Annotated in this window: 15 protein-coding genes; 8 read left to right on the forward strand and 7 right to left on the reverse strand. The window is 34.6% G+C overall.

The annotated features are described in order from the left end of the window. Window positions 1-44 precede the first annotated feature (44 nt). From AC1RRQ_RS01305 to trmD, 5 genes are all read right to left on the reverse strand, one after another. On the reverse strand, window positions 45-2,267 hold the full coding sequence (locus AC1RRQ_RS01305; RefSeq protein ID WP_493020658.1) for an NADP-dependent isocitrate dehydrogenase: 2,223 nt from the start codon (window positions 2,265-2,267) through the stop codon (window positions 45-47). A 612-nt stretch (window positions 2,268-2,879) separates the two neighbouring features. Then, window positions 2,880-3,230 carry a 50S ribosomal protein L19 gene (gene rplS / locus AC1RRQ_RS01310; protein ID WP_493020660.1) on the reverse strand — a complete coding sequence of 117 codons (351 nt, stop codon included), beginning with the start codon at window positions 3,228-3,230 and terminating at the stop codon, window positions 2,880-2,882. Window positions 3,231-3,550: 320 nt separating this feature from the next. Next, the gene (locus tag AC1RRQ_RS01315; protein ID WP_493020662.1) at window positions 3,551-4,672 is read right to left on the reverse strand and encodes an agmatine deiminase family protein; all 1,122 of its coding nucleotides are present in this window, start codon (window positions 4,670-4,672) and stop codon (window positions 3,551-3,553) included. 105 nt (window positions 4,673-4,777) lie between these two features. Beyond that, window positions 4,778-5,593 (reverse strand): AraC family transcriptional regulator, encoded by an 816-nt coding sequence (locus AC1RRQ_RS01320; RefSeq protein WP_493020664.1) that lies wholly within the window; start codon window positions 5,591-5,593, stop codon window positions 4,778-4,780. 115 nt (window positions 5,594-5,708) lie between these two features. Next, window positions 5,709-6,389, reverse strand: coding sequence for a tRNA (guanosine(37)-N1)-methyltransferase TrmD (gene trmD, locus AC1RRQ_RS01325; protein ID WP_264536729.1), 681 nt, complete (start codon window positions 6,387-6,389; stop codon window positions 5,709-5,711). A 270-nt stretch (window positions 6,390-6,659) separates the two neighbouring features. Between trmD and AC1RRQ_RS01330 the strand changes: the two genes are divergently transcribed. The 8 genes from AC1RRQ_RS01330 to AC1RRQ_RS01365 all read left to right on the forward strand — a co-directional run bounded on the left by AC1RRQ_RS01330 (window position 6,660) and on the right by AC1RRQ_RS01365 (window position 11,930). Then, the gene (locus AC1RRQ_RS01330) at window positions 6,660-7,025 is read left to right on the forward strand and encodes a hypothetical protein (protein WP_493020666.1); all 366 of its coding nucleotides are present in this window, start codon (window positions 6,660-6,662) and stop codon (window positions 7,023-7,025) included. Between the two features lie 120 nt (window positions 7,026-7,145). Then, window positions 7,146-7,667, forward strand: coding sequence for a zinc metalloprotease (locus AC1RRQ_RS01335; protein ID WP_493020668.1), 522 nt, complete (start codon window positions 7,146-7,148; stop codon window positions 7,665-7,667). Beyond that, on the forward strand, window positions 7,636-8,010 hold the full coding sequence (locus AC1RRQ_RS01340; protein WP_493020670.1) for a M43 family zinc metalloprotease: 375 nt from the start codon (window positions 7,636-7,638) through the stop codon (window positions 8,008-8,010). Before AC1RRQ_RS01335 ends, AC1RRQ_RS01340 begins: the two co-directional genes overlap by 32 nt. Window positions 8,011-8,042: 32 nt before the next feature. Then, entirely contained in the window at window positions 8,043-8,915 is an 873-nt protein-coding gene (locus tag AC1RRQ_RS01345; RefSeq protein ID WP_493020672.1) for a sugar phosphate isomerase/epimerase family protein, read from the forward strand. Window positions 8,916-8,965: 50 nt separating this feature from the next. Continuing rightward, window positions 8,966-9,313 (forward strand): cupin domain-containing protein, encoded by a 348-nt coding sequence (locus AC1RRQ_RS01350; protein ID WP_493020674.1) that lies wholly within the window; start codon window positions 8,966-8,968, stop codon window positions 9,311-9,313. Between the two features lie 93 nt (window positions 9,314-9,406). Then, a complete protein-coding gene (locus AC1RRQ_RS01355; protein WP_493020676.1) occupies window positions 9,407-10,561 on the forward strand; it encodes an MFS transporter in 1,155 nt (384 codons plus the stop codon). A gap of 43 nt (window positions 10,562-10,604) precedes the next feature. After that, complete coding sequence (locus AC1RRQ_RS01360) at window positions 10,605-11,537, forward strand: peptidylprolyl isomerase (protein ID WP_493020678.1); 933 nt, start codon at window positions 10,605-10,607, stop codon at window positions 11,535-11,537. Window positions 11,538-11,630: 93 nt separating this feature from the next. Then, entirely contained in the window at window positions 11,631-11,930 is a 300-nt protein-coding gene (locus AC1RRQ_RS01365) for a cytochrome c (protein WP_493020680.1), read from the forward strand. A 109-nt stretch (window positions 11,931-12,039) separates the two neighbouring features. On the opposite strand, the gene AC1RRQ_RS01370 is transcribed toward AC1RRQ_RS01365, so the two are convergent. Next, window positions 12,040-12,435, reverse strand: a complete 396-nt coding sequence (locus tag AC1RRQ_RS01370) for a GreA/GreB family elongation factor (protein WP_493020682.1) — start codon at window positions 12,433-12,435, stop codon at window positions 12,040-12,042. A 390-nt stretch (window positions 12,436-12,825) separates the two neighbouring features. Next, the gene (locus tag AC1RRQ_RS01375; RefSeq protein ID WP_493020684.1) at window positions 12,826-13,380 is read right to left on the reverse strand and encodes a thioredoxin family protein; all 555 of its coding nucleotides are present in this window, start codon (window positions 13,378-13,380) and stop codon (window positions 12,826-12,828) included. Window positions 13,381-13,525: the final 145 nt, after the last annotated feature.

Raw genomic sequence — 13,525 nt, forward strand, 5'->3', positions numbered from 1 at the left:
GAGTTGTCCTTTTGATATTTGTAAAAACGCTTAGCGTTTTTGAATTATTTTATTTCAGCAACAATAGCATTGAATGTTTCACTAGGACGCATTGCTTTGCTTACTAACTCAGGAGTTGGCTGGTAGTAACCTCCAATATTCTGAGCTTTTCCTTGTGCACCAATTAATTCTGTATTGATTTTAGCTTCGTTTGCTTCAAATTGAGCAGCAATTGGAGTAAAGATCGCTTTTAATTCTGCATCTTTATTTTGAGCAGCTAAAGCCTGAGCCCAATAGAATGCAAGGTAAAAGTGAGACCCACGGTTATCAATCTGACCCACTTTACGAGCCGGAGATTTATCGTTTGCTAAGAATTTATCGTTTGCTTCGTCTAAAGTTTCAGCTAAAACAATAGCTTTAGAATTGTCTAAAGTTTGTCCTAAATGCTCTAATGAAGCACCAAGAGCTAAAAATTCTCCTAATGAATCCCAACGTAAATATCCTTCTTCTGTAAATTGCTCAACGTGTTTAGGAGCAGATCCTCCAGCACCAGTTTCGAACAATCCACCGCCGTTCATTAACGGAACGATAGATAACATTTTTGCAGAAGTTCCTAATTCTAAAATTGGGAATAAATCTGTAAGGTAATCACGTAAAACGTTTCCTGTTACAGAAATTGTATCTAAACCTTTGATGATTCTGTCTAAAGTAAATTCAGTAGCAGCAATTGGGTTTAAAATACGGATATCTAGGTTTGTAGTATCGTAATCTTTAAGGTATTTTTGAACTTTTACGATTAATTCTCTATCGTGTGCTCTGTTTTCGTCTAACCAGAAAACAGCTGGAGTATGAGATAAACGAGCTCTGTTTACAGCTAGTTTAACCCAGTCCTGAATAGGAGCATCTTTTGCCTGACACATTCTGAAGATATCGTTTGTTTCAACGTTTTGTTCCATTAAAACAGTTCCGTTTGCATCAACAACACGAACAACACCATCTCCTTTTATTTGGAAAGTTTTATCGTGAGATCCGTATTCTTCTGCTTTTTGAGCCATTAATCCAACGTTAGGAACACTTCCCATTGTTTTAGGATCAAAAGCACCGTGTTTTTTACAGAAATCAATAGTTGCTGTATAAACACCAGAATAAGAACGGTCTGGAATAAGAGCGATTGTATCTTGTGCCTTACCTTCTTTGTTCCACATTTGTCCAGATGTACGAATCATTGCCGGCATAGAAGCATCAACAATAACATCAGAAGGAACGTGTAAGTTTGTAATTCCTTTATCAGAATTTACCATTGCCAAAGCTGGTCCGTTTTCGATCGCTTTAGTAATATCAGCTTCAACTTCAGCCTGCTCAGGTCTTCCGGCAATTTTAGCATAGATATCACCTAAACCGTTTCTTGTATCAATATTTAATTCTGTAAATAAAGTTTCGTGTTTTTTGAAAAGATCAGCAAAATATACTTCAACGATAGCGCCAAAGATAATTGGATCTGAAACTTTCATCATTGTAGCTTTTAAATGCACAGAAAGTAACACACCTTCTTTTTTTGCTTCAGCGATTGCTTCAGCAGCAAACTCTTTTAATTTTTTTACACTTAAAACAGAGCTGTCGATGATCTCTCCAGCTTTAAGCGGCGTGCTTGCTTTTAAAACTGTTGTAGTTCCGTCTTTTGCAACAAATTCGATTTTTACATCGTTAGCATCTGCTACAGTAAGCGATTTTTCACTTCCGTAAAAATCACCGTTTGACATAGAAGCCACTTTAGTTTTAGAGTCAGCAGACCAGGCACCCATTGAGTGCGGATTTGCTTTTGCAAAGTTCTTAACTGCTCTTGGAGCTCTACGATCAGAGTTTCCTTCACGTAAAACTGGGTTTACCGCAGAACCTAAAACTTTTGCATATTTTGCTTTAATTTCCTTTTCAGCATCATTTTGAGGATCTTCCGGAAAATTAGGAACATTGTAACCGTGAGATTGCAATTCAGCAATAGCAGCTTTTAATTGTGGTACCGATGCTGAGATGTTTGGTAACTTAATGATGTTAGCTTCTGGTTTAGTAGCTAATTGACCCAATTCTGCAAGAGCATCTACTGTTTTTTGAGCATCTGTTAAAGACTCAGGAAAATTAGATAAAATTCTTCCTGCCAACGAGATATCTCTAGTTTCAATAGCAATACCTGCAGTAGAAGTAAAAGCTTGAACAATAGGTAATAAAGAATAAGTCGCTAATAAAGGCGCCTCATCAGTTAAGGTGTAAAAAATTTTTGAATTCTGTGTCATTTTTTTTTTTTTTATAATCGTGTCGTCAAAAGATGGCGATGTAAATGGTAAAAGTCGGCTCAAAAACGAGCGGAGCAAATATAATAAAAACAGTCCGAAAACGGTGTAGTTTTATCTAGAAAAGGTTGAATTATCAGATTGTTATTTCGTGCTCTTTAAATTGTCAAATTGGTGATTTTGATATTAAAAAATTACAGTTTTGATGAATCATAAGGAAAAGGAGAACATTTCGAAAAACTATTGAAAAAATAAAACCCCAATTTTTCATTAAAATACAAACTAATACTTTATGAGTGTCGTTTTTTTATTTTGGGCGTGGTTTCGCCGCGGCGAATCGGGCTATCCGTTTCAAGTCCTCGCACTTCCTTCGTCAGGCTGTGGGCTTTCCACTTCTATCCCTCACGCAAACCGTGAAACAAGAACTTTTTTATGAAAATGATTGCCCTAGCCCCGATAGAAGTGGAAATCCTTTTGTGTCTCGTTTCTTTAACGAGACACAAAAGATTGAAACGGATAGCGGGATTAGCTCCTGAAAATTTTAAAAAATAAGCACAAAAAAAAACTCGTTTCAAACGATATGAAACGAGTTTTTTATAACAATTAGATAAATGATTATCTTCTTTTATCTTTAATCTTAGCTTTTTTACCAGTAAGTTCTCTGAAGTAGAAAATTCTAGCTCTACGAACTGCACCTTTTTTGTTGATTTCGATTTTTTGTAAAGCTGGTAAGTTTACTGGGAAGATACGCTCAACTCCAATAGCTCCAGACATTTTACGAATCGTGAAAGTTTCTGTGTTACCAGAACCTCTTCTTTGAATAACAACTCCTTTAAAAAACTGAGTTCTTGTTTTTTCACCCTCTTTAATTTCGTAGTAAACTGTGATTGTGTCTCCAGCTCCAAATTCAGGGAAATCTTTTTTAGCAACGAATTCGTTTTGAACGAATTTTAATAAATCTGCCATGATAATTTTATTATTATAGTTTTATATAGAGTAACATTCACGGATCTCGCCAGAGGTTAGTCCAATTCGGGTGCAAATGTAGAAAATAATTATAAATTATGAATTATAAATTGTGAATTATTTTAAGTTGTTGATAGATTGTGTGTTAGTGATCAGTATTCAGTCTCAGTATTCAGTCTCAGTTTACAGTCGCGGTCGTAATAATACTGCAAACTGTGACTGCGACTGAACACTAAATACTGAGACCGTAAACTGCGACTGAATACCGCGACTGTAAACTGAATACTGCGACTGAATACTGAATACTTAACACTGTAAACTCACTTAGGTTGTTGCTGCGTAACGCAATGAATCATTCCTCCGTTTGCGTATAAATTGCGGACATCAATTCCAATTACTTTTCTGGATGGATACAAACTTTGAATAAGCTGATTAGCCACAGCATCATTTGGGTCATTATAATTAGGAACCAGTACAACCGTATTTCCTATATAAAAGTTTACATACGAACCCTTGTAGCCTAATTTTTTTCCATAAGTTGTAACTACATTATTTTTAGATAAAGGCAGTTTTAGAAACGTATAACCTTTTCCGTTTTTGTCTTTTGAATTGTATAGCGTATTAATGTCTTTTTGCGGAACTTCCCAATACAATAAATCATCTTCGTTCATGGTTACAATCGTGTTTGTATTGCCAAAACGGGCAAAACCATCAATATGCATATCAGTGATTTCTCTTCCGGCTTTGCCGTCTAACCAAATAAAATGTGTTGTTCCGAGGTATTTTTTAAAAATCGCTTCGGCTTGTTGCTGCGTCATCGAAGGATTACGGTTTGAATTTAAGATCGAACTTTTGGTTGCCATTAAAGTGCCGTTTCCGTCTATTTCTACAGCACCGCCTTCGTTAATCATAACAGCATTTAAATCTAAAACCGTCATTTTTTGATCTGCCGCGATTTGGGATGGAATTGTATTGCAATTTAGGAAATCTGCTTTTTCGCCCCAGCCATTAAAACCCCAATCCTGAATTACCAGCTTATTATTTTTGTCTTTTACATAAATAGGACCATTATCTCTTACCCAAACGTCATCGGTTTTGTATATTTTAAACTCAATAGAAGATAAGGAAACTCCTGATTGTTGCAGTAAAGCTTTAATTCTGTTTTTTTCAACGGTATCATAAGCGATAATAAAAACCTTTTCGCCTTGTATTAAGGATTTGGTCATAGCAATCCATGTGGCATCTAAATCATTTCTGTAATCAACGCCATATTGATATTGATGTGGCCATTGCAGCCAGGTTCCTTCATGCGGAGCCGATTCTTCCGGCATTGTATACATAACTTCGGTATTTTTTAATTCGTCTGTAATCGTGTTTATTTCATCTCCCTGACAAGAGGAAAGAAGAGGAAGAAATAATGCTGTTAGAAATAAATTTTTCATCTTAGTTGATTTAATTTTAAATGTTTAGCGTCATTTTGTATCGATAACTTGACGATGCAAATGTATTTCTAAAGCGTAATTCGATAGTTGTCCAAAATGGACAAATTAAACAAGAGGAATAAAAATCGCCGTAAGATAATCGGCTGAGGTATCACAATTTGAATCGTTTTTAATATACTGTTCAATAACGGGTAAATGAGATATTTCGATATCATGATTAAGAAACCATCCTCCAAAGATCTCCTGATAAGTATCTTCTAAGGTTTCGTAGCATCCGTGATGAAAAAAACGAGCGTATCGGCCTCCAAAAAGTTTTTTTACAGGAAGGTTTTTAAGCACGGCTTCGGTAACAATACAAGCTTCATAAGTACATTTCGATTTTTCGGTAATCACGATATCATCTGTAATAATGCCAAAGAAATCTGAAATAGGAGCTGGTATTTCATTTTCTAATAAAGTATCCCAAAGAGTTTCAATTTCGGGATTGATATAAGAGGTTTTACAGCTCGAATAATAAGCCGTTATTTCTGGAATAAAAAGAATTTCAGGTTTTAAAACAGAAGGAATAGATTCCTGCGGATGAAAATCATTTAGCAGTAATTCTTTTTGATTTCGCGCTGTAGAAGGAGAAAATCCAAAATGTTTTTTGAACGTTTTCGAGAAAGACTGCACATCTGCAAAACCTACTTCGAGCGCAATGTCTGAAATTTGTTTGTTCGAATACAAAAGTTTTTTATATCCGTTTTCGACTTTCAGACGGGTTTGGTAAGCGCCGATTGTTTCCTTAAATAAAGAATAAAAAACGCGCTGCAGGTTTCTATAAGAATAACTGGAAATATCCTCAAGAGCACTTATTGAGATAATCTGATTGTAATGTATCTCGATATGATTCCGGGTATTGTAAATGCGTTTCAGATTCATTTTTTTTCTAGTTTTCAGTCACAGTATTCAGTTTTCAGTCTCAACGTGCTGAATACTGAGACTGAAAACTGAATACTGTGACTGCGACTATAAACTGCGACTGAACACTGAATACTTAATGTCCTTCCAGCAAATCAGGGCGTCTGTTTTTTGTATGTTCATACGCCATATCTTCGCGCCATTTATCGATTTTGGCAAAATGGCCGCTGGTTAAAACTTCAGGTACTTTCCATCCTTTGTAATCTGCGGGTCTTGTATATATTGGTCCAGAAAGTAAATTGTCCTGAAAACTATCTGTTAAAGCTGAAGTTTCGTCACTTAAAACTCCAGGAATAAGTCTGATTAAGGCATCAGATAAAACTAATGCGCCTAATTCTCCTCCAGATAAAACATAATCACCAATCGAAATTTCTTTGGTAATAAAATGATCTCTAACGCGTTGATCTACACCTTTATAATGACCGCATAAAATGATAATATTTTCATACATCGACATTGTATTGGCCATTTTTTGATTTAAAGTTTCACCGTCAGGCGACATATAAATGATTTCGTCGTATTCGCGTTCACTTTTTAAGTGTGTTATACAAGCATCAATAGGCTGTACCGTCATTACCATTCCGGCGCCTCCGCCAAACGGATAATCGTCTACGCTTTTTTGTTTGTTTGTTGTATAATCGCGCAAATTATGAAAATGTACTTCAACTAAACCTTTGTCAATAGCACGTTTCATAATCGAAGCCTCAAACGGACTTTTTAGTAATTCCGGCAAAATCGTTATAATGTCAATTCGCATTTTTTATCTCTAATTTATTCTAAGGTGCAAAGATACAAGTTAATATTTGGCATAAAAAAACAATAGTCAAATAACTCGAAATCTTGTTGTGCAGCAATATTAACTTTTCTTCAAAAAAAGTGTAAAATTCAATCAATTGCAGATTAGATTGTTAAATAATAATTCTGTAACATTAAAAAGCAATTCTGTAAATATTTATTTACTAATTTTCAGTATTATTACAGTGCCTAATTATATAAATACCAACTACAACCATCCAAAAACATTCTTATGAAAAAGATACTAGTAACCGCCGCAATCCTAATTTTGCATGTTTCATGCACGAGTACTAAAACTTCAATGGCCTCAACAATTGGAGAAAGTAAATCAAAACTAATTAAAACCTGGGGAAGTCCCGTAAGAACTTTAGCTGATAATAAAGAAGGAGAAATTCTAGTCTATGCAGATCAGGTTTTTGTGAATGAGGATCATTCTGACGGGCCAAAAATGGCAGGTCAAAACTACTGGAACTACAATTATGTATATATTGGAAAAGAGGGAAAAGTGACTTCAACAAGACAAGAAAAACAAAATTATCCGCCTCAGGCACTTGATTCCCAAAAAATAACAGGAATGAATTTATTGACTGCAAAGTGATTTGTTAATTGCAAATAAAACCATAATTCTAAATGTTTTGACACTGCATAAAAAATGTTAAAATATTTTTTATTTGAAATATAAAGTAGCTGTTTTTTGAATATATTTAGCAAAAAGTATATGAAAAAAATAGCTATTCTCATTTTTATAATATTTTGTTCTTGCAGTGAACATCAAGACCCGTATTTCGGGCATATCAAGAAGAATGATATTAAACTGCCGGAACCAGTTTATGGAGACTGGCTGTTTTCTCATAAAGAAAAAGGACAGACTTTTGAGCAATATCAAAAATCTAAACATGTTGTTCCGTCAAAAAAATCGAATATTATTTATCTGCGTCCAATTGGAAATTTTGATGTTTTGCAAAAACGACAAATCGAATTACTGAATGAGTATTTAGAAATTTACTTTCAATTAAAAACAAAAACTCTAGAACCAATTTCAAATGATATCGTTCCGGCTTCTGCCAGAAGAATGCTTTATGAAGACCACGAACAGTTTTTGGCCGGATATCTTTTAGACAGCGTTTTAAAAAAAGAAAAATCTTTAAATAGAATTGCCTTAATGGGACTTACAGAAGTAGATTTGTTCCCGAAACCGGAATGGAATTATGTTTTTGGCCTGGCATCTTATCAGAGATAAAGTAGGTGTAAGTTCTATTTATAGACTTCAGGACGGAGAATTAACTTCTGAAAATTTTAACCGATGTTTATCCAGATTACTAAAAATAAGTTCTCACGAAATTGGACACATGTTTGGTTTGCATCATTGTATTAATGCAGATTGCGTGATGAACGGAACTAACAGCATGGAAGAAACCGACAGGCATTCGATACGATTGTGTTCTGTCTGTCAGCAAAAATTGTATTCGTGTATTAAATATGATAATAAAAAGCGACTGGCAGATTTAGAAAAATACTTTAACAGGAATAATTTAGTCGAAGAATATAAATTAATGAAAAAAGATATTGACATTATTCAATAAAAATAAATCACCTTTTGAATTAGTAAGCAAAAATGATCACAAGAAGAAATTTTTTAATCAATACAAGTCTGGCTGCTACGGCGGTTTTGGCTTTGCCATCATTAGCATTTTCTATGAATAAAAAAGAAATTGGGTTACAGTTATATACATTGCGCGATGAACTTCCAAAAAATGTAAAACAGACTCTGGAAAAAGTCGCGGCTTCTGGATATACAACGGTAGAAACGTATGGTTTTTCGATAAAAGATCAGTTTTGGGGATTGCCGCCAATTGAATTGAAAAAGATTTTAGACGAAAACAATTTAAAAGCAGTAAGCGGACATTATAATTTAGGGAGCTTTTTGTACGACGGAAATACAACTGAACTTATAGCAGCTATTGAAGCAGCAAAGATTTTAAAAAGTGAGTTTTTGACCGTTCCCTGGGTCGATGAACCTTTTAGAAAAAATATCGAAGATTATAAAAAGATTGCGTCCCGCTTAAATCAGGCAGCTAAAATGTGTGCCGATGCGGGTTTAAAATTAGCCTACCACAATCACGATTTTGAATTTCACAAACATGACGGTGTTACAGGATATGAGATTTTATTGAACGAAACCGATAAAAAACTAGTCTATTTTGAATTAGATTTATACTGGGTAGTTCGTTCCGGAAATGATCCGCTTAAATTGTTTAAAGCAAATCCCGGCCGTTTTAAAATGTGGCATGTAAAGGATATGGACAAGAAAAATCAGGCTTTAAATACCGAAGTTGGATCTGGATTAATTGATTTTAAACCTTTTTTCAAAGAAGCAAAACAATCCGGAATGGTTCACTTTTTTGTAGAGCAGGAAAATAATTATGCTGGAAATTCTTTTCAGGCCATTAAAACAAGCGCTGATTTTATTTCAAAAGAATTGATTTAAAACAGAATCAGCAAAATGTCTTATTTTTGTAAAAATCAATTTTAAAAGTTATGTCGGATATAGGAACAAGCAAAGAATTTATAAAAGGAGACGAAATAGAATGGGAGGTTGTAGGCGAAGGCATCAAACGCAAAATTTTGGCTTTTGATGACAGAGTGATGCTGGTAAACGTACATTTTGAAACCGGAGGAATTGGCGTTTTGCACGAACACTATCATACACAGGTTACCTATGTGGCAAGCGGAAAATTTGATGTTACGATAAATGGCGTAACAGAAACTTTAAAAGAAGGAGATAGTTTTTACATTCCGCCTCATGCAATTCATGGAGTTGTATGCTTGGAAAGCGGAATGCTTACAGATGTTTTTGGCCCTGCAAGAGAAGATTTTTTGAAATAGATTTTATAAAAAAAATAACTTTTATTATAAGTTTAGATTAAATATTGATGGTATTTTTGCAAAATGAATTTATCCAAAACCAACGTCCTGTTTATGGCAGTTTGCACTGGTCTTATCGTTGCAAATCTTTATTACTGCCAGCCTTTGATTGTTTTAATTGCCAACGAATTTAAAATTCCGGAAGCCAGCGCTGGAACGATAACCTATTTAACTCAAGCCGGTTATGCAATTGGTTTGTTTTTTATGGTACCGCTTGGTGATAAGTTAGAACGAAAAAAGCAGATTTTAGTCACCACTTTTGCTTCGGTAATTGCTTTATTAATTGCAGCGACAGCAAAAAGTTTTCTTATTTTACAAATTGCCTCTTTACTTATTGGAGTCACTTCGATTGTGCCGCAGCTTATTTTGCCTTTGGCGGCTTCATTAAGTACGCCGGAACAACGCGGAAAAGTTATTGGAACAATCATGAGTGGTTTACTTGTCGGGATTTTGCTTTCCAGAACCTTAAGCGGATTTATTGGTCAGGTTTTAGGCTGGAGATCGATGTTTTATATCGCTGCCGGTATTTGTCTTTTAATCTTTTTTGTCATTCAAAATAAATTCCCCGTTAATAAACCTCAGTTTAAAGGAACTTACGGTCAGTTAATCCAATCTTTATTTACACTTATAAAAACACAGCCTGTTTTGCGTGAAGCTACAGCAATTAATGTTTTCAGTTTTGCCCAGTTTGGAGCTTTCTGGACTACAATGGTTTTATTGCTTTCGGGAGAACCGTTTCATTTCAATAGTGCTACAATTGGTTTATTCGGAATCGTTGGTGCATCTGGAGCTTTGGCAGCGCCTTTGGTAGGGAAAATTGGCGACAAAGGAAACTCAAGAATTGCAGTAGGTTATGGATGTTTATTGATCTTAATCAGCTTTCTGATTTTCTATTTTTCTATAGAAAGCGTCATTGGTATTGCAATAGGAATTGTATTTATTGATATAGGAATTCAGGGAGTTCATATTTCGAACCAAACCAGAGTTTATTCGTTATTGCCAGAAGCAAGAAACAGATTAAATACCGTATTTATGTCGTTCAGCTTTTTAGGAACTGCTGCCGGATCTGCTTATGGATTATTATTGTGGAAACTGGGCGGATGGCACGCTGTAACAATTGGCTGTATAGTATTAGCCTTACTGTCATTAACCGTTTACGGACTTACTTATAAATCGAAATCTAAAAAACAAAAAGCGCAAATTGATTAAGAAATTAATTTGTAAATTTGCGTTCAAATTAAAAATAACAACAATGGAAAACGGAATATACGCTAAATTCAACACTAGTAAAGGTTCGATTTTAGTAAAACTTACACACGATTTAACACCAGGAACCGTAGGGAATTTTGTAGCTCTTGCAGAAGGAAATATGGAAAATAAAGTAAAACCTCAAGGACAAAAATTCTATGACGGATTAACATTCCATAGAGTTATTCCTGATTTTATGATTCAGGGTGGATGCCCAAAAGGAACTGGAACTGGAGATCCGGGATATAAATTTGATGATGAATTTGTACCAAGTTTAAAACACGATCGTCCGGGAGTTTTATCTATGGCAAACTCTGGTCCAGGAAGCAACGGTTCTCAATTTTTTATCACACACGTTCCAACTCCTTGGTTAGATGGAAAACACAGTGTTTTTGGTCACGTAGTAGAAGGGCAGGATATTGTTGATGCTGTAGCTCAAGGTGATAATCTTGATACTTTAGAAATTATTAGAGTTGGAGAAGAAGCTCAAAATTGGAATGCTATCGAAGCTTTTATTGGTTTAAAAGGTGCTCGTCTTAAACGTGAAGCAGCTTTAAAAGCAGAATCTGAAGCAAAAATGGAACAATTAGCTGCTGGTTTTGATAAAACAGAAAGCGGTTTACGTTACAAAATGATTCAAAAAGGAGAAGGTAAAAGAGCTGAAGCTGGAAAAACTGTTTCTGTTCACTACGAAGGATCTTTAGAAAACGGAAAAGTTTTTGATTCGTCTTACCCACGTAAAAAACCAATCGAATTCAAATTAGGAATTGGACAGGTTATCGAAGGATGGGACGAAGGTATTGCTTTATTGCAAGTTGGAGACAAAGCTCGTTTTGTAATTCCATCTGATTTAGCTTACGGACCAGCTGGAGCTGGAGGAGTTATCCCGCCAAACGCTACTTTGATTTTTGACGTTGAATTAATGGACGTAAAATAAGAATTTAAAAGCAATTTAGTATTGTTTTAAATAGTAATCCCATTCGCATGCCGAATGGGATTTTTTTTATATTTACTTTCAAAAACAAAGTAAATGAAAAACATTTTAATCCTTGCGGGACTTGCATTTTTCGTGGTTTCCTGCGGAACACAGAAAACTGCAGCTGTTGCTTCAGCTCCAGTTGAACCTGCAAAAACTACAGTATCAACAGCTGATCTGGAAGCAGGTAAAAACCTATATGATAACAATTGTGCAAAATGCCACAAATTGTATGAGCCAAAGAGTTTTACTAAAGAAGATTGGACGCCAATTTTGGTGAAAATGGGTAAAAAAGCAAAGCTGGATGAAACCCAAATGGCATCAATTACAAACTATATCGATTCGCAATTGTAATTGGATATTTTAAGACAAAGCATAAAAAAAGTGTTCAAGATATTGAACACTTTTTTTATTTTCAAATAGATATAAAAAAACACCTTCACAGAATGAGGTGTTTAAAAAGTTATGAATGATGTACAGCCGTATTGTCTACTGCTACTATTTTTAAAGTTTTGATTCCAGCCGGCATTTCCCAATCTACTTCGTCATTTTCTTTAAAACCAATAATAGCAACACTTAAAGGTGCGAGAATTGAGATTTTAGATTGTTTTACGTCAGCAGATGAAGGTAAAACGATTTGAATTTTCATTTGTTTTTTTGCCTTTACATCTTCAATTGTTACCATAGAATTAATCCTGATCACAGAATGGTCTAAATCGCTTTCCTTGCTTATTACAGCACGATCCAGTTCTTGCGAAAGCTGATTGGCTTCTTTGGTATTAGTTGAGTTTTTACTTTTTAAAATCAATTCTCTTAAAAATTGATAATCTGATTTACAGAAAGTGGGTGTTGGTTTCATATCTATATTGAATTTATTGTTATACTATTTGAATGATTTTTCTTCTTTTATGCTTTGTAAAGCGAGTTGTTTTGCCACCTGTTTCAAAAAACAGGGTATGCGTTTAAAATGTTTGATTTGAAAAACAAAAAAATATCTGACCAAAATTTAATTTTGTCAAATAATTAAAAGTTTAAATTGTGGTATAAATCCTCCGCCTGAAAGAAGAATTGAAATAGACGGAGGCCTAATTAATAAAGGCCTTACTATGTGAAATAAATACAGCAGAAAGCGGCTTTCTTGTAAAAGAAAACAGCAAGGCAGAAACTGTAAATATTGTTATAGTGCTCACAATGAGTAATGTTAATTGATTTGCAAAGATAGGTAAAGTTTTTTAAATGCAAACAATCTTTATTTCCATTTAATATTGCAGCCAATACTCGGCTTCTGAATCTCGTTTAAAATTCGGTTATAAATCAGGGCGTCGATGGCATTTCTTAAATCTGTTCCGCTTAACGGAATTCCGTTTCCGGGTCTTGAATCGTCTAATTGACCTCTGTAAAACAAGTGGTCCTGATTGTCGAATAAATAAAAATCAGGCGTACAGGCAGCGTCATAAGCTTTGGCCGTTTCCTGAGTTTCATCAAACAAATAAGGAAAATCAACTTTATGCTGTAAAGCAAAATCAGTCATTAATTCTGGGGCATCTTCGGGATATTTTACAATATCATTGCTTGATATAGCAATTACGCCAAGTCCCTGCACGCGGTAATCATTGGCAATCATGACGATTTCATTGATTACATGAAGCACAAACGGACAATGATTGCACATAAAAATAACAAGAGTTCCTTTTGATCCTTTTAAATCCTCAAACGAATAGATGTTATTCGAATTTGTATCCGGTAGATTAAATTCTGGAGCGATTGTTCCAAGCGGAATCATATTTGAAGGAGTTCGTGCCATTTTTATAGAGAATTAATTCTCAAAAATAGCTTTAAAATTCTGGAAATGAAAGAGTGTAATAAGAAATATTGCTTTAACAGAGATGTAATTTTTTTAGCCACAGATTAAACGGATTAAGATGATTGCAAAATTTAAAAATCAATTT

It is taken from the genome of Flavobacterium sp. GW821-FHT12A05 (genome assembly GCF_058807735.1).